Origin of the sequence: Rhodococcus aetherivorans, from assembly GCF_011058165.1 — a bacterium.
Taxonomy (GTDB): Bacteria; Actinomycetota; Actinomycetes; order Mycobacteriales; family Mycobacteriaceae; genus Rhodococcus; species Rhodococcus aetherivorans.
Window position 1 is genome coordinate 1 of the sequence record NZ_JAALEG010000017.1, and the last position, 17,325, is coordinate 17,325.

Here is a 17,325-nt window from a genome sequence, read left to right on the forward strand (position 1 = left end):
TTGAAGACTCACAATCAAACCCCGAAGGGCCGATCAGTCATAGACATCGAGCCAAATCACCAGCAAAAAACTCAAACCAGCAAAAAACACTGACCACCACAGACGGAAGAATGCGGCAGCCAGCAACAACCACCCCCCGAAAAGAGGGGCGGTCGCACCAAAAATATTTTGGCACTGACATTCATCGGCACACTGTTGAGTTCTCAAAGAACACGCACACACCATCACCCACGAACCGAGGTCCGCGGCGTTCCGGGGCAACCGTTCCAGCCTACCCACACCACCCGGCGAAAACAAACCCGACGCGCTCGGTGGGATCGGCAACGGCCCAGAACCCTACCAGAAGATTCCGAACCGAACAATCAGGCGCCTGCGTCCAACCTCGTTGTCCCGAGCCCCTGCGGGCCGGGTCGGTGTCCGTGTCGCTCTGACCTGGAATAAGTTACGTGAACATTGCGCTCTCACCAAATCGCCTGGTCAGACCGCTTTTCTGCGCCGAGTCAGGGCACCCAGTACTTCACGGCCAGCTCCTCCACGACGGCATCGCCCTCGGCGGCCTGCTCCAGCAGCGCCAGGTCGAGGTCGATGTCGATGAGCCGGGGGTTGTCCCCTTCGGCGTCACCGAGAGGGCGCCCGCCGTCTTCGCCGCGCTGGCGCAGAATCTTCGCTCGCACCCGCTCTTTCAACGACTCACTCATAAGTCGAGTGTACTGAGGGGGCGCCGCCCGAGCGGGGTGCCGAGCGGCGAAGACCGACCTAGTGGTCGTCGTCGCGCCGGCGGAACACGCGCATCGCGGTGGGGATGAGAACGACCAGGGCGCCGACGATCAGAACGATCGAGAAAATTTCCAGAAGCACACGTGCCATCATCCGGCACGGAGGGCGCCGGCGGGCGACTTCGTCGTGGGCGAGCGGACCGGAAGGGTCCCCCGGTCGACGAAGGCCCTCCACCCGTCTTCCGGGTGAAGGGCCTTCGTCGCTCCGAGCTGCCTGCGAGAATCGAACTCGCGACCTTTTCATTACGAGTGAAATGCTCTACCGACTGAGCTAAGGCAGCGTGCCTGACGGCGCGCACGAGTTTAGCGCCTACCCCCCTGTCCAATGCAAACCACCCCTCGCCACTTACCGGAATGCCGAGCTCAGCCGGGCCGCCATGGCGGCCACCGCGAAGCGCGGTTTGACGTTCTGTGCGAGGACCTCACGGCATTCGAGGATCGCCTCGATGCAGGTCAGCAACGCCTCCGGCCGGGCCCGCGAAGCCAGGTCGGAGGCACGCTCGGCCATGTCGGGATGGTTGGCGGTGCCGGAAGCGCCCAGGGAACGTGCCAGCGCATCCCGGTAGAGACCGGCCAGATCGATGAGGGCGCGGTCCATGATGTCGCGCTCGGTCCGCGTGCGCCTGGACTTCTGGGTGCGTTCGAGGTCCTTGAGGACGCCGGCCGCACCGCGGAGCGCCCCGGCGGCGCCCTTACCGGTGCCACCGGCGCCGAGAGCCGTCCGGAGTTCCTCGGTCTCGCGCTCGTCGCGCGCGACGCTGATCTCCTTCGCCTCGGCCTCGGCACGCTGGACCAGCTCGTCCGCGGCGGTGTAGGTGGTCGCGGGGCGGAGCACGGCTTCGGCCAGATCCAGCGCACGCCGACGGCTGGCGCGGGCGGACTCGTCGGTGGCCAGACGCCGGGCACGGCCGACGTGGCCGCCGCTGATCGACGCCGCCCAGCTCGCGGTCTCGGCGTCGAGCCCGTCGCGTTCGCGCAGGACCCGGGCGATCGCGTCCGGGCTGGGCGTGACGAGTGCGACGTGCCGGCATCGCGAGCGCAGGGTCACGGAGATGTCCTGCGGATCGATCGACGGCGCGCACAGCAGGAACACCGTGCGTTCGGGCGGTTCCTCGACGACCTTGAGCAGCGCGTTCGCGGCGCCCTCGGTGAGCCGGTCCGCGTCCTCGATCACCACGACCTGCCACTGCCCGGTGCTCGGGCGACGCGAGGCGGTCCGGACGATGTCGCGCATCGCCTTGACGCTGATCGTGAGCCCCTCGGGGATCACCCGACGGACGTCGCCGTGGGTGCCGGCCATGGTGGTGCTGCACGCGTGGCAGTGACCGCAGCCCGGTGCCGCGGGGTCGGTGCACTGCAGGGCGGCGGCGAAGCAGAGGGCGGCGATCGACCGCCCGGAGCCGGGGGGCCCGGTGAACAGCCACGAGTGCGTCATCCGAGAACCGGCTCCGCCCCCGCGCGCGGCGGTGGCCGCGGCGGTCAGTTCGGTCTCCACGTCGCGCTGGCCGACGAGACGTTCGAAGACACCGGGCATGGCCTCAGCGTAGCGACCGGCTCCGACGCGGCCGGTGCGTCGGCCGTCCGAAACCTTCAAGACGGCGACGTCGCGGCGGCCTAGCGTCACCGTCATGACTGCACAACTCGCGCTGGTCGGGCTCGTCGTCGCCGACATGACCCGTTCCTTCGACTGCTATCGCCGCCTCGGGCTGGACCTGCCCGCCGGCTCCGACGAACCGCACTACGAGACGACGCTGCCGGGCGGGCTCCGCCTGGCGTGGGACACCCTCGAGTCGGTCCGGGCCTTCCATCCGGGCTTCCGGCCGGGCACCGGTGGTCCTGCACTCGCGTTCGACTGTGGTTCACCAGCGGATGTGGACGCGACGTACCGCGACCTGCTGGAGGCGGGATGCACGAGCGTGCTCGAACCGTGGGACGCGTTCTGGAAGCAGCGGTATGCGAGCGTGCACGATCCCGACGGGCACAGCATCGAACTGTTCGCGGCCTTGCCCGCGTGACCGCTCAGCGAACGAGCGCGCCGAGCGTAACGCCGGAGAGGGCGCGTACCTCCCGTGCGAGGTGGGCCTGGTCGCTGAAACCGCACTCGGCCGCGACGTCGGAGAACGACCGGCCGGCGCGCGCGAGACCGACCGCGCGACGGAATCGCAGCACGCGCGCCAGCGTCTTCGGACCGTAGCCGTAGACCCGCAGCGCGTGCCGGTGCAACCGCCGCGCACTCCAACCCATCGACGTCGCCACCTCGGCGACGGACGCTCCGGCGCCGAGCTGCGACGCGATGCCCGTCTCGACGCTGCGGTCGACGCCGTCCAGGCGGCGCCGCGTCTCGTGCAGGAGCGCACCGAGCGGGTCTGACTCCGCGGCCGACACCAGGCGACGAACGTGCGCCTCGGGCCGGATGCGGTCCAGCGGTACGCGCGCGTCGCGCAGCTCGGCCGCGTCCACCCCGAGCACCGCCGGCCCCACCCCGGGACCGAACCGCACCGCGGTCAGGTCCCGGCGGGTGCCCAGGTCGGAGAACTGGGCGCGGGTATCCGGTCCGGCCACCAGGAAGCCGTCCTCGTGCCAGATCAGATCCGTGCAGCCGTCGGGCAGCACGGACGTTCCGGCCGTACCCGCGGTCCTCGTCGCCGTCCACACGAGCACGCCGGGTATGCCGGACGCCGCCTCGCGGTACACACGGCGAGGATAGGCCGCCGCTCCGGGGAGGGTCACTCCTTCTTCGCGGCGGCCTTCTTCGCGGTCGTCTTCTTTGCCGCGGTCTTCTTGGCGGCCGTCTTCTTGGCCGGAACCTTCTTGGCCGCGGTCTTCTTCGCGGTCTTCTTCGCCGGGCCCCGGGCGCGACGATCCGCGAGCAGCTCGGAGGCGCGTTCGTCGGTGATGGTGTCGACCTCGTCGCCCTTGCGGAGGCTGGCGTTGGTCTCGCCGTCCGTGACGTACGGGCCGAAGCGCCCGTCCTTGATCACCATCGGGCTGCCACTGACCGGGTCGGTGCCCAGCTCCCGCAGCGGCGGCGTGGCGGCGGCCTGCCGACCGCGGCGCTTGGGCTCGGAGTAGATCTTCAGCGCCTCCTCGAGGGTGACGGTGAACATCTGCTCCTCGTCGGCCAGCGACCGCGAGTCGGTGCCCTTCTTCAGGTACGGCCCGTAGCGGCCGTTCTGGGCGGTGATCTCCTCGCCCGTCGCGGGGTCGACCCCGACCACCCGCGGCAGCGACAGCAGCCGCAGGGCGTCCTCGAGCGTCACCGTCGACAGTTCCATCGACTTGAGCAGCGAGGCCGTGCGCGGCTTGGGGCCGGCCGCCTTCTTGGCGGCCTTCTTCGCCGGCGCCTTCTTCGCGGCCTTCTTCGTCACGGTGGCCGTGCCACCACCAGTCGCGGTGCCGCCCGCCGAGGGTGCCTCCTCGACCGGGATGGGCGTGATGTCCGGTTCCGGCTCCGGCTCCGGTTCGCGCAGCAGCTCGGTCACGTACGGACCGAAGCGGCCCTCCCGCGCGACGATCTCGTTGCCGCTGGCCGGGTCGACGCCGAGGACCCGGCCCTCCTGCGGGGTCGAGAACAGCTTCTCCGCGTACTCGAGCGTCAGCTCGTCCGGCGGCAGGTCGTCGGGCAGGTTCGCCCGCTGGGAGACCGGTTCCCCGTCGGGGGAGTCGGGATTGGGGACCATCCGCTCGAGATAGGGGCCGAACCGGCCGACGCGCACGTGGATCTCCCGGCCCTCGGCGTCGTCGAACAGCCGGATCGAGTTGATCTCGCGGGCGTCGATGTCCTCGAGGTTCTCTCCGACCATCTTCTTCAGGCCGCCCTCGCGCGCCACCGAGTTCTCGGCGCCGTGGGCACCACCGAAGTAGAAGCTCGTCAGCCAGTCGGTGCGCTGCTCGTGGCCGCCCGCGATCTCGTCGAGGTCGTCCTCCATGGCGGCGGTGAAGCCGTAGTCGACGAGGCGTCCGAAGTGCGCCTCGAGCAGCCCGATGACCGCGAACGCCACCCACGACGGGACCAGGGCGCTGCCACGCTTGTAGACGTAGCCGCGGTCGAGGATGGTCTTGATGATCGACGCGTACGTCGACGGCCGGCCGATGCCGAGATCCTCGAGCGCCTTGATCAGGCTGGCCTCGGTGTAGCGGGCCGGCGGGTTGGTCGAGTGGCCGTCCGGATCGAGCTCGGTCGCGGTGACGCGCTGTCCCTCGGACAGGTTGGGCAGCCGGGACTCGGCGTCGTCGGACTGGCCGCCGGCCTCCTCGTCGACGCTCTCGACGTACGCCTTGAGGAAGCCCGGGAAGGTGATGGTGCGGCCCGACGAGGAGAACGTGCACTCCTCGCCGCTCGCGGCGGTGCCGGTGATGCGCAGCGTCAGGGTGGTGCCCCGCGCGTCGGCCATCTGGGAGGCGACGGTGCGCTGCCAGATGAGCTCGTAGAGCCGGTACTCGTCGGTGTCGAGGCGTGAGTGCAGCTCGCCGGGCGTGGCGAACACGTCGCCGGCCGGACGGATCGCCTCGTGCGCCTCCTGCGCGTTCTTCACCTTGCGGGTGAACTGCCGCGGGGTGGGGTGCACGTACTGCGCGCCGTACAACTCGGTGGCCTGCGCCCGGGCGGCGGAGATCGCGCTCTCGGACAGGGTCGTCGAGTCGGTACGCATGTACGTGATGTAGCCGTTCTCGTACAGGCGCTGCGCGATGCGCATCGTGCGCTCTGACGAGAACCGCAGCTTGCGGCCCGCCTCCTGCTGCAGGGTCGACGTCATGAACGGCGCGTACGGCTTGCGGGTGTACGGCTTGCTCTCGACCGACGTCACCGTCAGGTCGACACCGTGCAGGGCCTCGGCGAGCCGTCGCGCGTACGCCTCGTCGAGCACGACGACGCCGGTGGACTTGAGCTGCCCGTCGGGTCCGAAGTCGCGGCCGGCCGCGACGCGGGCGCCGTCGACACCGACGAGCCGGGCCCCGAACGAGCGGGGGCTCGCGTCGGCGCCGGCGTCGAGCGTGGCGGCGATGTCCCAGTACGTCGCGGACCGGAAGGCCATGCGCTCGCGTTCGCGCTGCACGATGACCCGAGTGGCGACGGACTGCACGCGGCCCGCCGACAACCGCGGCATGACCTTCTTCCACAGCACCGGGCTGACCTCGTAGCCGTAGAGGCGGTCGAGGATGCGGCGGGTCTCCTGGGCGTCGACGAGGTTGTTGTCGAGGTCGCGGGTGTGTTCCGCGGCGGCCCGGATGGCCGGCTCGGTGATCTCGTGGAACACCATCCGGCGGACCGGGACCTTCGGCTTGAGGGTCTCGAGCAGGTGCCAGGCGATGGCCTCGCCCTCACGGTCGGGGTCGGTCGCGAGGTACAGCTCGTCCGCGTCCTTCAGCAGCCCCTTCAGTTCGGTGACCTTGGACTTCTTCTCGGGACTGACGACGTACAGCGGCTCGAAGCCGTGGTCGACGTTCACGCCGAGCCGGGCCCACGACTCGCCCTTGTACTTGGCCGGCACGTCGGCGGCACCGCGCGGCAGGTCACGGATGTGCCCGACGGAGGCCTCGACGACGTAGTCCCGGCCCAGGTAGGGCGCGATCTTCTTCGCCTTGGTCGGGGACTCGACGATCACGAGCCGACGCGTGCCCGACGAGCCGTTCGACGTGCTGTTGTCCCGTGCTGCCACAGCGCTGCCCGCACCTTCCCTGTTCGCTGACATGTCGTGCTTCTCCCCGACATGTATACCGACCCGTTCCCCGGACGCGGCCATACACAGGGTCGCACACCTGCGACGGAAGGCCTGTCACCTGTGATGCGGCGCCTACCGCACGCGCGGCCAGATCTGCCGCGCGCGGGCGTCGTCCGGCGGCGCCCCGATGTTCTCGACGAGACGCATCAACCTGCGTCGCCCGGACACCCGCAGGCCCGGTGCGGCGCCGCGCGTGCCGATCAGCGTCGGCGCGATCCCGGCGCGCATCAGCGACTGGGCCAGCACCGGGTGGGTGTCCGGGGCATGCGGATCCAGCCCCAGCACGTAGCGCTCGCCCTCGGCCTCGGCGCGGCCGGCCGCGAGCACCCACGCCCGCAGAGCTCGCGAGCCCGGCACCCATCCCGCCGGCACCGCCTTCACCGCACCCCGTGTCCATGCGGCCGCCACCGGGACGAGTTCCGGTAGGGCGGCGGTGCGCACCAGGGGGTGTCCCTCGTCCGTCCGGGTGACCTCCGGGGACAGCGCGGCCTGCGCCATCAGCTCCGCGATCGCCTCCGCCCGCCACGGCTCGTCCACGACCACGGAGATCCGTGCGCCGTCACCGGAGACCACCGCGTGGCCGTGCGCGGCCAGCAGGCCGCCGAGGTCGGTCGGGTCCGGGGGCATCTCCTCGGCCCCGAAGAACGACAGTTGGCTCACTCACCCGCCCTTCCTCCGCTACCTGCCGCAGAAACAGATCGTCCCCCCTCACCGATGGTGACGGGGGACGATCGAGGATTCGGTCCCTGCGGACCGAGTCACGTCAGGCTCCGGCAGGAGCGTCGACGATCAGAGCGCGCGAACGCCGGTGGCCTGCGGGCCCTTGGTGCCCTGGCCGACCTCGAACTCCACGCGCTGGTTCTCCTCCAGGGTGCGGAAGCCGCTGCCCTGGATCTCCGAGTAGTGGACGAAAACGTCGGCGGAGCCGTCCTCGGGAGCGATGAAGCCGAAGCCCTTCTCCGCGTTGAACCACTTCACAGTGCCCTGTGCCATGCTTTTCCTTCTCTTTCTAACACCGGATGCGGCGGTTCGCGGGCGAGCGAGCCGCCGGGCCGGTTCCGACCGCTGTACTTCTTGATCCCCCCACAGGAAGAGCAAAGCACCGCGCTCGCAACCATCGATCCTGCGAGCCGTGCACTTTCTCAAGTCACCGAACACAGAAGCTGCGACCGATGTCAGTGAACCACGTTCCGGGCGCAGACAACAGTAGGCGGGCGCACAATTCGCCCGAAAATTTGATCTTGTATATGCCGACGGCAGGATTACTCGCCGGTACGGTTACGTCGATGTTACCCCGCGCGCGACCGGACACCGACCGAACGCCGGGAGCGATGGCCTACTACGCTGGTTACCCATCCCGACCGCATCCTCCGGAGTACCCAGTGTGACCAGCTCGCCGCACCGCCGTCCCGTCGGCGACGGGCCGTCGAGCTTCGGCCACGAACTGCTCGAACGGGTCCTTGCCGGCACGCCGGCCTCGGAACATCCCCTCACCCACAGCGCGGACCTGCCCGCCCGCGACGTTCGCCACACCGACTGGCCGGACTGGGCGTCCGACGCCGTCGTCCGGGCTCTGCGCGCCACCGGCGTGCCCCGGCCGTGGAGCCACCAGACAGAGGCCGCCGACCTCGCCGCCGGCGGGGAGCACGTCGTCGTCTCCACCGGCACCGCCTCGGGCAAGTCCCTCGCCTACCAGCTACCCGTGCTCACCGCCCTCGCCGAGGACCCGCACGCCACCGCGCTGTACCTCTCCCCCACGAAGGCGCTCTGCGCGGACCAGTTGCGCGCCGTCACCGAGGTGACCGCCGCCGAGCCCGAACTCGGTCACGTGCACGCGTGCGCCTACGACGGCGACACCTCCACCGAACTGCGGCAGTGGGCGCGCAGCCACTCACGGTGGATCTTCACCAACCCCGACATGCTGCACATGTCGATGCTGCCCGGGCACGCCCGCTGGTCCCGGTTCTTCCGCCGGCTGCGCTACGTGGTGGTCGACGAGTGTCACTCCTATCGCGGCGTCTTCGGCTCCAACGTGGCCCTGGTGCTGCGCCGGCTGCGGCGGATCGCCGCGCGCTACGGCGCCCGGCCGGTCTTCGTCCTCGCCTCCGCCACGACCGCCGACCCCGGCGCCGCGGCGTCCCGGCTCGTCGGCGCGCCCTGCCGGGAGGTGACCGAGGACGGCTCCCCGCACGGACCTCGCACCGTCGCGCTGTGGGAGCCGCCGCTGCTCGAGCAGGTGACCGGCGAGAACGGTGCCCCCGTGCGCCGCGCCGCCGGAACCGAGGCCGCCCGCATCCTCGCCGACCTCGTCGTCGAGGGTGCCCGCACCCTCGCCTTCGTGCGGTCCCGGCGCGGTGCCGAACTCACCGCGCTCGGTGCGCAGCGGCTGCTCGCCGAGGCCGCCCCCGAGCTCGTCGATCGGGTCGCCGCCTACCGCGCCGGCTACCTCGCCGAGGAGCGCCGCGAGCTCGAGGCGGCCCTGGCGGACGGCCGGCTGCTCGGTGCCGCCAGCACCAACGCCCTGGAACTCGGCATGGACATCGCCGGCCTGGACGCCGTCGTCGTCGCCGGATTCCCGGGCACCGTCGCGTCGTTCTGGCAGCAGGCCGGCCGGGCCGGGCGCCGCGGTGCGGGATCGCTGGTCGTGCTCGTCGCCCGCGACGATCCGCTCGACACCTACCTCGTGCACCATCCGGCGGCGCTGCTCGACAAGCCCGTCGAGGCGACGGTCACCGATCCCACCAATCCGTACGTGCTCGGCCCGCAACTGCTGTGCGCCGCACTCGAGCTGCCGCTCACCGACGCCGAGGTCGAGGAGTTCGGTGCGGCCGACGTGCTCGCCGCCCTGGCCGCGCAGGGAGCGATCCGGCGGCGCCCGCACGGCTGGTTCGTCACCCCGGACACCCGTCCCCACTCCGACATCGACATCCGCGGCGGCATCGGCACCCAGATCGCCATCGTCGAGTCGGACACCGGACGGATGCTCGGCACCGTCGACGGCGGTCGTGCACCGGCGACCGTGCATCCGGGAGCGGTGTACCTGCACCGCGGCGAGTCGTTCGTCGTCGACGAGTTGCACCTCGACGACGGAATCGCGCTCGTGCACGCCGAGGACCCCGAATGGTCCACCTCCGCGCGGGAGATCACCGACATCGTCGTGACCGCCGTGGCGGAACAGCGCTCGCTCGGGCCGGTGACCGTAGGCCTCGTCGAGGTCGAGGTGACCCACCAGGTGGTCTCGTACCTGCGACGGCTGCCGTCCGGCGAGGTGCTCGACAGCACCGACCTCGACATGCCGTCCCAGTGCCTGCCGACGCGCGCGGTGATGTACACCGTCACCCCCGAACTGCTCGACCGGTGCGGGATCGGACCGGAACGGGTACCCGGCGCGCTGCACGCCGCCGAGCACGCCGCCATCGGCCTGCTGCCGCTCGTGGCGACGTGCGACCGCTGGGACATCGGCGGCGTGTCCACCGCGGTGCACCCGGACACCGGGCTGCCCACCGTCTTCGTCTACGACGGGCATCCCGGGGGCGCCGGTTTCGCCGACCGCGGGTACGCGCGCATCGCCGAGTGGCTCGGTGCAACCCGCGCGGCCGTGACGGCCTGCGAATGCGCCGCCGGTTGCCCGTCGTGCGTGTACTCCCCCAAGTGCGGCAACGGCAACGACCCGCTCGACAAGGCCGGCGCGGTCGCGTTGCTGGGCGCGGTGCTCGACACCCTCGCCTGACCTCGCGTCTCACCCGGCCGGCCCCGCCCGCGCGATCGCCCGGGCCTGCCGCCCAGCCGGCAGCGACACCTCGGCCCCGACCTCGACGACGGCGTCCCAGCCGTCGACGGTGCACGAGCGCACCTGCGCCCGCATCCGCGCCGCGATCCGGTCCGCCTCCGAGCATGCGGTGTCCGATCCGCGATCGAGCGCACCGGCCACCGCCAGGGCCGCCAGGTCGGCCGCCGCCTGTGCCCGGTGCCGCGTCGCGACCCCCGCACCCGTCTGCACGAGCAGCCCGGTGACCACGATCAGCGCGACCGCGACGAAACACCCCATCACGCTCGCACTACCCCGGTCGTCCCCGAATGTCACTGCGCCACTTCCGGTTCGAGCACGGATACCGCCTCCGCCGTGAGCGTCACCATCGGCAGCAGCGGACCGTCCGCCGTCACCGTCGCCACGACGAGGTCACCGTCGGGGCGCACGGAGATCCGTGCGCCCTCCGGAGCGACCCGCGCCGCCACCTCCACCGCTCGCACCCCGTCGCCGCGAGCCGCGAGCCGGGCGGCCTCCCGCGCCGCGTCCTGACACCGGAGCTGATTCGAAACACACAGCACCGCACCGAGACACAGCACGAGAACACTCACCAGCGTGGTGAGGGCGATCGCCGCCTCGACGGTCACCCCGCCGTCGTCCCCGCTCACACCGCCGTGTTCAGCGCGCGCTCGACGATGCCGGTGAGCGCGGTGACGATGTTGTCGCCGGTGACCACCGTGTACAGCACGGCACCGAACGCCGCCGCGGCGATCGTGCCGATCGCGTACTCCGCGGTGGACATGCCGTCCTCCGCCGCGACGGCACCGCTCAGCCGCTGCGCCGCCGCCCGAATCACGTTGCCTACCATGGTTCCTCCCCTCCTTCGGCGCGGACCGTCCGCGCCGACGTCTCACAACAGCCCGTCGCCGAGCACGCGTCCCGCGAGCCCGATCACGACGGGCACGATGCCCAGGCATACGAACGCCGGCAGGAAACACAGCCCGAGCGGGCCGCTGACCAGGACCCCGGCACGCTCGACGGCCGCAGCCGCCCGGTCCTCCGCCTGTTCGCGCTGCCGCTCCGCCACCTCGGCGACGATGCCCGACAGCGGGGCACCGGACCGCGCCGATCGCCGCGCCGCGCGGGCGAAGGCCTCCAGCGCCTCCGTCTCGGCGCCGGAGCCGTCCGAGGTCGCGGCCCCGAGACCGCTCCACGCGTCCGTCGGGGCGGCCCCGAGCTCGAGCCGGTCCGCGCCCCGACGCAGGGCCCGTGCGAGGGCCGGCGGCGCCGAGTCGGCGACCGCCCGGGCCGCCGTCGCCGTCGGCAGGCCGGCACGCAGGCAGGCGGCCATCAGGTCGAACGCGGCGGGCACGGCATGGGGGTCGTCCGGCGCACCGCCGGAGTCGGCCGCTCCGCCGGACGTCGCAGCCCCGGCGGCGAGGGCCTGCAACCGTCGCGCCTGCAGGTCCGGCAGGATCACGAGCGCCACGGCAAGGCACACCAGCGACGCCGTCACGATGCCACCCGCGTCGCGATCCGATCGGTCCACAGCAGCCCGGCGCACGCCAGCACGGTGCCCACCACCAGCAACACACCACCGAGACCGTCGCCGAGCAGCACCGTCACCGGCGCGGCCCCCATCATCTGCCCCAGCGCCACACCGAGCGCCGGAAGGGCCGCGAGCACCGTCGCCGTCGCGCGGGCCCCCGCCAGTCCCGCCTCGGTGCGCGAGCGCAGCCGCATGCGGCCGGACAGATCCGAGCGCGCGGCCGTGAGGAGTTGCGCCAGCGCCAGCCCGTGCCGGTCCGACACCTCCCAGGCCGCGGCGAGCCGCTCGAGCGACGCGGCGAGCCCCGACTGTCCCGGCGCGCGGGCCGCGGCGCGCAGGCCGTCGGCCGCGCTGCCGCCGAGCCGGACCCGCGCCGCCGCGACGCGGAAGGCGTCGGCAGTCGGCCCGGTCGTCTCCCGCGCCGCCGTCGCGCACGCCTCGGCCGGATGGGTGCCCACCTCGAGCTCGGCGACAACGGTTTCGAGCCCGGCGAGCAGGGTCCGCTGCTCGGCGTCGAGTGCGCGGTCCCGGCGCCGTCGCCGCAGCCGTCGCACGGCGGTGCCGGCGACGACCGCCGCCGCGACGGCGGGCGCGACGCCGAGCAGCAGCGCCGGGAGGACGCACAGCCCGACCGTCACCTCCTGCGGCGGCCGCCACGACCGTCCGGCGGCGACCGTCGTGCGCAGTGCCCGCAGCCGCGGCGTGGCGACCGCACCCGGCGCCACCAGCACGGCCGCGGCCAGGCACAGGGCCGCCGCGGTCACCGCGGTTCCCGTCGGCGGAAGAGCTCTTCGAGTCGGTCCATGCCGGCCTCCGTGCCGCGCTCGTGGGTCCACGCGGGCGCGACGACGACACCCGACACGGTGTCCCGCTGCACGACACCGATCTCCGTCAGCCGGCGGGTCCCGTCGGGGGTGCGGTGCACGTGCAGAACCACCTGCACCGCCGCGACGAGCTGGCTGTGCAGGGCGGCCCGGTCCAGGCCGCCGAGTGCGGCGAGCGCTTCGAGCCGCGCCGGCACCTCGTCCGGCGAGTTGGCGTGCACCGTGCCCGCGCCGCCGTCGTGACCGGTGTTCAGTGCCGTCAGAAGATCGACGACCTCGGCGCCGCGCACCTCGCCCACGACGATGCGGTCGGGCCGCATCCGCAGCGCCTGCCGCACGAGGTCGCGCACCGCGACCTCACCGACGCCTTCGACGTTGGCGGCCCGGGCGACGAGCCGCACGACGTGGGGATGGGCGGGAGCGAGCTCGGCGGCGTCCTCGACGCACACGATCCGCTCGCCCGGGTCCACCGTGCCGAGCAGTGCCGCGAGCAGGGTGGTCTTGCCTGCCCCGGTGCCCCCGACGACGAGGAAGGCGAGCCGGGCGGCGACGATCCGTCGCAGCAGCCGATAGGCGTGCGGATCGACGGCGCCGCGATCACGCAGCGCGTCGAGCCCCTGGGTGGCGGGCCGCAGCACGCGCAGCGACAGGCAGGTGCCGCCCTGCGCGACGGGTGCGAGGACGGCGTGCAGGCGCACCCCGAAATCGCCGTGCCCTGGCAGCCGGCCGTCGACCCACGGCTGCGCGTCGTCGAGGCGCCGTCCGGCGAACAGCGCGAGGCGCTGGGCGAGTCGCCGCACCGACGCCTCGTCGGGGAAGCCGACGGGAGCGAGCCGCAGCCCGGCGCCGCGGTCGACCCAGACCCGGTCCGGGGCGGTGACGAGGACGTCGGTGACGCCGGGCTCGGCGAGCAGCGCTTCGAGCGGGCCGGCGCCGGAGAGCTCGGTCTGCAGGTGCCGCAGGGCCGTGAGCAGGTCGAAGTCGCCGAGAACCCCGCCGGACTCCGCACGCAGCGCGGCGGCGACGCGGTCCGGCGTGGGTTCGCCGGCCTCGGTCGCGAGCCGTTCGCGGACCCGGTCGAGCAGCTCGGCCGTGAGGACGGCGCTCATGCCGCCCACCGCGAGCCCGGTTCGGGTCCGGTCAGCACGTCGAGAACGGACTCGGCGGCGTGGACGAGTGGAGAGCGCCGTCCGAGCCGCAGTCCGCCGCGTTCGAGCGCCGCGGCGAGCCCGGGCTGCGCGCGCATCGTGGTGATCAGCGGCAGCCCCACCACGTCGGCAACGTCCCGGCCGCGCAACCCGCCGGGGGCCGGGCCGCGCACGACGATGCCCTGATTGGTGTTCTGTTCGGCGACCCAGCCGGCGACCCGCCCCGCGGCGAGGGCGGCGCGGACGCGGGCGGGCACCACCAGCACGGTCAGGTCGGCGGCGGCCACCATCGCCTCGGCGGCGGGCCCGCGGCTGCGGGGCACGTCGCACACCACCAGGTCGCCGGAGCGGCGGACGGTGTCGAGCACGGCGGTGACCGCGGCGGGCGCCGGCTCTGCGGCGGACTCGCGATCTGCGGACAGCACGCCGAGTCCCGGCAGCCATTCGGGCACCGCATCGCGCAGGGTCCGGGCGGAGAGCCGGCCACGATCGACGGTGAGACCGGGCCAGCGGACACCCGGCCGGTCCTCGATTCCGGTGAGGACGTCCAGTCCCCCGCCCAGGGGGTCGCCGTCGACGAGGAGGGCTCCCGCACTGCGCCGGAAGGCGGCGACCGTCCATGCCAGGGCGGCTGCGAACGTGGACGCGCCGGCGCCGCCGCAGCCGCCGAGGACAGCGACGACGTGGCCGCCGCCCGCGTCGGGCTCGGCGGCCGTGCCGAGCACGGTGAGCAGTTCGACCTCGTCGTCGGGCAGACCCACTACGTGTTCGGCGCCGACCGCGGTGGCCGCCTGCCAATCGAGGAGGTCGGCGCCGCCGGCGGTGACCAGGACGATTCCGCCCCGCCGGGGGAGCTGCTGCGCGCATGCCAGGGCCGCGGTGCGGTCGATCACGACGAGTCCGGCGTCGAGCCAGGTTCTGCGCGACGGTGTCGTCACCGTCTCACCGACGGTGCGGTCGGAGGCGGCCGCCACGCGACGCAGGCTCGCCATCAGCGCGGGATCGTCGACGAGGGCCAGGACATCGGTCATGGCGCCCAGCTTGCGCGGTGGCTGGGCGCCCCGGAAGCAGCTGCCGGGGGAACCGGCGAATCTGTGGATGAACGCGCTGCCTGTGGATGAACGCGCCGGGCTCCGAAAGGTCCCGGAACAGAGGACGACCCTCGCCAGGGGGGGAGGAGGCGAGGGTCGTCATGTTCAGCCCCGGGGGGGTCGGGCTGAACACCCCCTGGACTATGTCCAGGTGTCGTCGATACTACGCCCCGACCCGATATTTGCAAGTTCAACCGTCGCGCATTTCACGCAGTGTGCAGGTTCGACCGTCGCGCGTTTTGCGCAGGTGGAGGGGCCGGACGACCGGCCGGAGCGCAGGGCGTACCGGGAAGGAGCAGTCACACCTATTGTGGTGCCGTGACCGACGCGACCGTGGCCCCGACCCAGTCCGGCCGAATCGCCGCCTTCTTCGACCTCGACAAGACCGTCATCGCGAAGTCCAGCGCACTCGCCTTCAGCAAGCCGTTCTTCGCCCAGGGACTCCTCAACCGGCGGGCGGTGCTGAAGAGCAGCTATGCCCAGTTCCTGTTCATGCTGTCCGGGGCCGACCACGATCAGGTGGAGCGCATGCGGGCCCACATCGCGGCGATGTGCACGGGCTGGGATGTCGAGCAGATCAAGTCGATCGTCGCCGAGACGCTGCACGATATCGTGGATCCTCTGGTCTTCGCCGAGGCCGCCGATCTCATCGCGGACCACAAGCTCCGCGGGCACGACGTGATCATCGTGTCCGCGTCCGGGGAGGAGGTGGTCACTCCCATCGCGGCGGCACTGGGGGCGACGCACAGCACCGCCAGCCGGATGCGGATCGAGGAGGGCCGCTACGCCGGAGAGCTGGAGTTCTACTGCTACGGCGAGGCCAAGGCGGAGGCGATACAGGCACTGGCGCTGCAGTACGGTTACGATCTCGCACGTTGCTACGCGTACTCCGACTCGTCGACGGACATTCCGATGCTGCGGGCCGTGGGCCATCCGCGCGCGGTGAACCCGGATCGGGTGCTGCGTCGAGAATCCCTCGAAAATGGTTGGCCGATACTTACTTTCACGCGTCCTGTGCCGCTCCTGCATCGTCTCACCGCGACGCCGCCGGCCGCCGTCGCCGCGACGGCCGCGATCACGGCGGGCGCGGTGGCGGCGGGCGCGGCGACGTACCTCGCGCTGCGCCGGCGGCACCGGCCGGGGTTCGCGGCGCGCGGGTGACGGTCCCGAAAATGGGACTTGCCCCCCTCGGAGACCGGGAGTAGAAAGGAGTTACGGAAGGACGGAAGGCCAAGAGCGAATCGGAAGAGAAGGTTCGATCTCCCGACCGGAATTCCCAGCACGGACACCGAGCACCCACGCGGAGCCGATGCCACTATAAGGGCAAAAGTGTTGTGGGCTTGCGAGATTCGGGTCTTCGAAGGCGAACACCCCGCACCCGTTGCGAGGACGAACCAGCGATATCCGAACCCTCGCCGAGGCCAGTGACACACAACCCATGCAGCACGCTTGGTAACTCGGCAGTCCGTGCCGGCGGGCGACGCCACCGAAGTCATTCGGCGACGTCGCCCGCTTACATGTGGTCACCTGCATGAAAATCGGTGACACGCTTGACGATTCACGCTCCGGATCATCCTCCGGCGAAGGCGTCCGCGATCGATGTCGCCTCGCGCGCGCCCGCTTCCAGCCCGCCGCAGCAGAAGACGATCCAACCCCCGACGCCCTCCGCGGTGCCCGACTCGAAGCCCGCGAGCCCATCGCGGTAGGCCTGGGCGCGACGCATCCAGCTCACCTCGGGAACACCGAGATTGTGCACGTCCAGCCCGCTCGCGACCGACACGAGGCGGGACGCCGCCCGGGCGATCACGCCGTCGGCGACACCGAACGGGCGCAGCACCGCCAGCTCGCCGTGCACCACTGCGGCCAGCACCGGCGCCGGCGCCCGGGTGCCTCCGGTCACCAACTGGGCGAGCGCGTCGAGCCGCTCCCCCACGCCCGGTTCCGTGCGAGGCCGGCCCAGCGCCTCCGACTCGTCGACGAGGTCGGCCGCCGCGAGCAGGTGCAGGCGCGCAAGGGCCTGCAGGGGCGCGCGCTGCCAGGTGGACACCATGACGGCCAGGCCGTCGCCGTCGAGCGCCTGCGCCACCCGCAGCGCACCGGCCAGGATCGGATCACCCGCCTCCCCCGGCGGCGGCAGCTCCATCGATCCGCCGTCGAGCGCGGCGGAGGCCCGGGCCGCCCGAACCGACGCCTCGGCGGCGGTGTTCGGCCAGCCGCGCCGGTTGGTCCTGTGCCGGTGCACCTCGGCGAGGGCATCGCGCGCCCGGTCCGCGGCATCGCGCACTCCGGGCAGGTCGAGCAGGGGCTGCAAGGGGTCGGTCACGGCATCCGACGGTACCGGCTGTTGCCGACCACCCGCGCCCGCGGTTCCACTGGCCGCGGAGGCCGACCGCCCGTCGCGCGGGACCGACCGATCGTCGAAAGTGACCAGGTTGCAGCCGGATGCAACGGTGCGATGTCGGTCAC

Annotated in this window: 17 protein-coding genes and 1 tRNA gene; 3 read left to right on the forward strand and 15 right to left on the reverse strand. The window is 72.1% G+C overall.

Annotated features, from left to right (window positions below; all coding sequences use genetic code 11):
* Positions 1-500: 500 nt before the first annotated feature.
* The 3 genes from G6039_RS09600 to G6039_RS09610 all read right to left on the reverse strand — a co-directional run bounded on the left by G6039_RS09600 (position 501) and on the right by G6039_RS09610 (position 2,310).
* On the reverse strand, positions 501-698 hold the full coding sequence (locus tag G6039_RS09600; protein WP_029547229.1) for a hypothetical protein: 198 nt from the start codon (positions 696-698) through the stop codon (positions 501-503).
* A 286-nt stretch (positions 699-984) separates the two neighbouring features.
* Positions 985-1,057 (reverse strand) — tRNA-Thr (locus G6039_RS09605).
* A 65-nt stretch (positions 1,058-1,122) separates the two neighbouring features.
* A complete protein-coding gene (locus tag G6039_RS09610) occupies positions 1,123-2,310 on the reverse strand; it encodes a DNA polymerase III subunit delta' (protein WP_029547228.1) in 1,188 nt (395 codons plus the stop codon).
* A 94-nt stretch (positions 2,311-2,404) separates the two neighbouring features.
* On the opposite strand from G6039_RS09610, the gene G6039_RS09615 reads away from it, so the two are divergent.
* Positions 2,405-2,791, forward strand: coding sequence for a VOC family protein (locus G6039_RS09615; RefSeq protein WP_029547227.1), 387 nt, complete (start codon positions 2,405-2,407; stop codon positions 2,789-2,791).
* 4 nt (positions 2,792-2,795) lie between these two features.
* Here G6039_RS09615 and G6039_RS31220 read toward each other — a convergent pair whose 3' ends face one another.
* The 4 genes from G6039_RS31220 to G6039_RS09635 form a co-directional block, all read right to left on the reverse strand.
* Positions 2,796-3,470: a helix-turn-helix domain-containing protein gene (locus G6039_RS31220; RefSeq protein WP_006940060.1), complete on the reverse strand. Its 675-nt coding sequence runs from the start codon at positions 3,468-3,470 to the stop codon at positions 2,796-2,798.
* 32 nt (positions 3,471-3,502) lie between these two features.
* Complete coding sequence (gene topA / locus G6039_RS09625; RefSeq protein ID WP_029547225.1) at positions 3,503-6,436, reverse strand: type I DNA topoisomerase; 2,934 nt, start codon at positions 6,434-6,436, stop codon at positions 3,503-3,505.
* 135 nt (positions 6,437-6,571) lie between these two features.
* Positions 6,572-7,159 (reverse strand): hypothetical protein, encoded by a 588-nt coding sequence (locus G6039_RS09630; RefSeq protein ID WP_029547224.1) that lies wholly within the window; start codon positions 7,157-7,159, stop codon positions 6,572-6,574.
* 129 nt (positions 7,160-7,288) lie between these two features.
* Positions 7,289-7,492: a cold-shock protein gene (locus tag G6039_RS09635; protein ID WP_003935252.1), complete on the reverse strand. Its 204-nt coding sequence runs from the start codon at positions 7,490-7,492 to the stop codon at positions 7,289-7,291.
* A gap of 391 nt (positions 7,493-7,883) precedes the next feature.
* Here G6039_RS09635 and G6039_RS09640 point away from each other — a divergent pair, with 391 nt between their 5' ends.
* Positions 7,884-10,229 carry a DEAD/DEAH box helicase gene (locus G6039_RS09640; RefSeq protein WP_029547223.1) on the forward strand — a complete coding sequence of 782 codons (2,346 nt, stop codon included), beginning with the start codon at positions 7,884-7,886 and terminating at the stop codon, positions 10,227-10,229.
* Between the two features lie 9 nt (positions 10,230-10,238).
* On the opposite strand, the gene G6039_RS09645 is transcribed toward G6039_RS09640, so the two are convergent.
* From G6039_RS09645 to ssd, 7 genes are read right to left on the reverse strand one after another with little or no spacing between them, the layout of a single operon-like run.
* The gene (locus tag G6039_RS09645; RefSeq protein ID WP_037201380.1) at positions 10,239-10,583 is read right to left on the reverse strand and encodes an Rv3654c family TadE-like protein; all 345 of its coding nucleotides are present in this window, start codon (positions 10,581-10,583) and stop codon (positions 10,239-10,241) included.
* Positions 10,580-10,894, reverse strand: coding sequence for a TadE family type IV pilus minor pilin (locus tag G6039_RS09650; RefSeq protein WP_006941351.1), 315 nt, complete (start codon positions 10,892-10,894; stop codon positions 10,580-10,582). Before G6039_RS09650 ends, G6039_RS09645 begins: the two co-directional genes overlap by 4 nt.
* A gap of 17 nt (positions 10,895-10,911) precedes the next feature.
* Positions 10,912-11,115 carry a DUF4244 domain-containing protein gene (locus G6039_RS09655; protein WP_006941350.1) on the reverse strand — a complete coding sequence of 68 codons (204 nt, stop codon included), beginning with the start codon at positions 11,113-11,115 and terminating at the stop codon, positions 10,912-10,914.
* 42 nt (positions 11,116-11,157) lie between these two features.
* Positions 11,158-11,796, reverse strand: a complete 639-nt coding sequence (locus G6039_RS09660) for a type II secretion system F family protein (RefSeq protein WP_029547221.1) — start codon at positions 11,794-11,796, stop codon at positions 11,158-11,160.
* Positions 11,760-12,560 (reverse strand): type II secretion system F family protein, encoded by an 801-nt coding sequence (locus G6039_RS09665; RefSeq protein WP_006941346.1) that lies wholly within the window; start codon positions 12,558-12,560, stop codon positions 11,760-11,762. The genes G6039_RS09660 and G6039_RS09665 overlap by 37 nt, the downstream gene beginning before the upstream one ends.
* Positions 12,557-13,729: a TadA family conjugal transfer-associated ATPase gene (locus G6039_RS09670; protein WP_029547220.1), complete on the reverse strand. Its 1,173-nt coding sequence runs from the start codon at positions 13,727-13,729 to the stop codon at positions 12,557-12,559. Before G6039_RS09670 ends, G6039_RS09665 begins: the two co-directional genes overlap by 4 nt.
* The gene (gene ssd, locus G6039_RS09675) at positions 13,726-14,799 is read right to left on the reverse strand and encodes a septum site-determining protein Ssd (RefSeq protein ID WP_043796625.1); all 1,074 of its coding nucleotides are present in this window, start codon (positions 14,797-14,799) and stop codon (positions 13,726-13,728) included. The genes G6039_RS09670 and ssd overlap by 4 nt, the downstream gene beginning before the upstream one ends.
* Before the next feature lie 378 nt (positions 14,800-15,177).
* On the opposite strand from ssd, the gene G6039_RS09680 reads away from it, so the two are divergent.
* On the forward strand, positions 15,178-16,020 hold the full coding sequence (locus G6039_RS09680; protein ID WP_006941337.1) for an HAD-IB family hydrolase: 843 nt from the start codon (positions 15,178-15,180) through the stop codon (positions 16,018-16,020).
* Between the two features lie 409 nt (positions 16,021-16,429).
* Here G6039_RS09680 and G6039_RS09685 read toward each other — a convergent pair whose 3' ends face one another.
* Entirely contained in the window at positions 16,430-17,182 is a 753-nt protein-coding gene (locus tag G6039_RS09685; protein ID WP_029547219.1) for a Fic family protein, read from the reverse strand.
* Positions 17,183-17,325 lie beyond the last annotated feature (143 nt).

What these genes read in the sequence shown, in the direction of transcription:
- G6039_RS09600 (WP_029547229.1), bottom strand. Translation starts at nt 698, where the DNA reads ATGAGTGAGTCGTTGAAAGAGCGGGTGCGAGCGAAGATTCTGCGCCAG.
- G6039_RS09610 (WP_029547228.1), bottom strand. Translation starts at nt 2,310, where the DNA reads ATGCCCGGTGTCTTCGAACGTCTCGTCGGCCAGCGCGACGTGGAGACC.
- G6039_RS09615 (WP_029547227.1), top strand. Translation starts at nt 2,405, where the DNA reads ATGACTGCACAACTCGCGCTGGTCGGGCTCGTCGTCGCCGACATGACC.
- G6039_RS09635 (WP_003935252.1), bottom strand. Translation starts at nt 7,492, where the DNA reads ATGGCACAGGGCACTGTGAAGTGGTTCAACGCGGAGAAGGGCTTCGGC.
- G6039_RS09655 (WP_006941350.1), bottom strand. Translation starts at nt 11,115, where the DNA reads ATGGTAGGCAACGTGATTCGGGCGGCGGCGCAGCGGCTGAGCGGTGCC.
- G6039_RS09670 (WP_029547220.1), bottom strand. Translation starts at nt 13,729, where the DNA reads ATGAGCGCCGTCCTCACGGCCGAGCTGCTCGACCGGGTCCGCGAACGG.
- ssd (WP_043796625.1), bottom strand. Translation starts at nt 14,799, where the DNA reads ATGACCGATGTCCTGGCCCTCGTCGACGATCCCGCGCTGATGGCGAGC.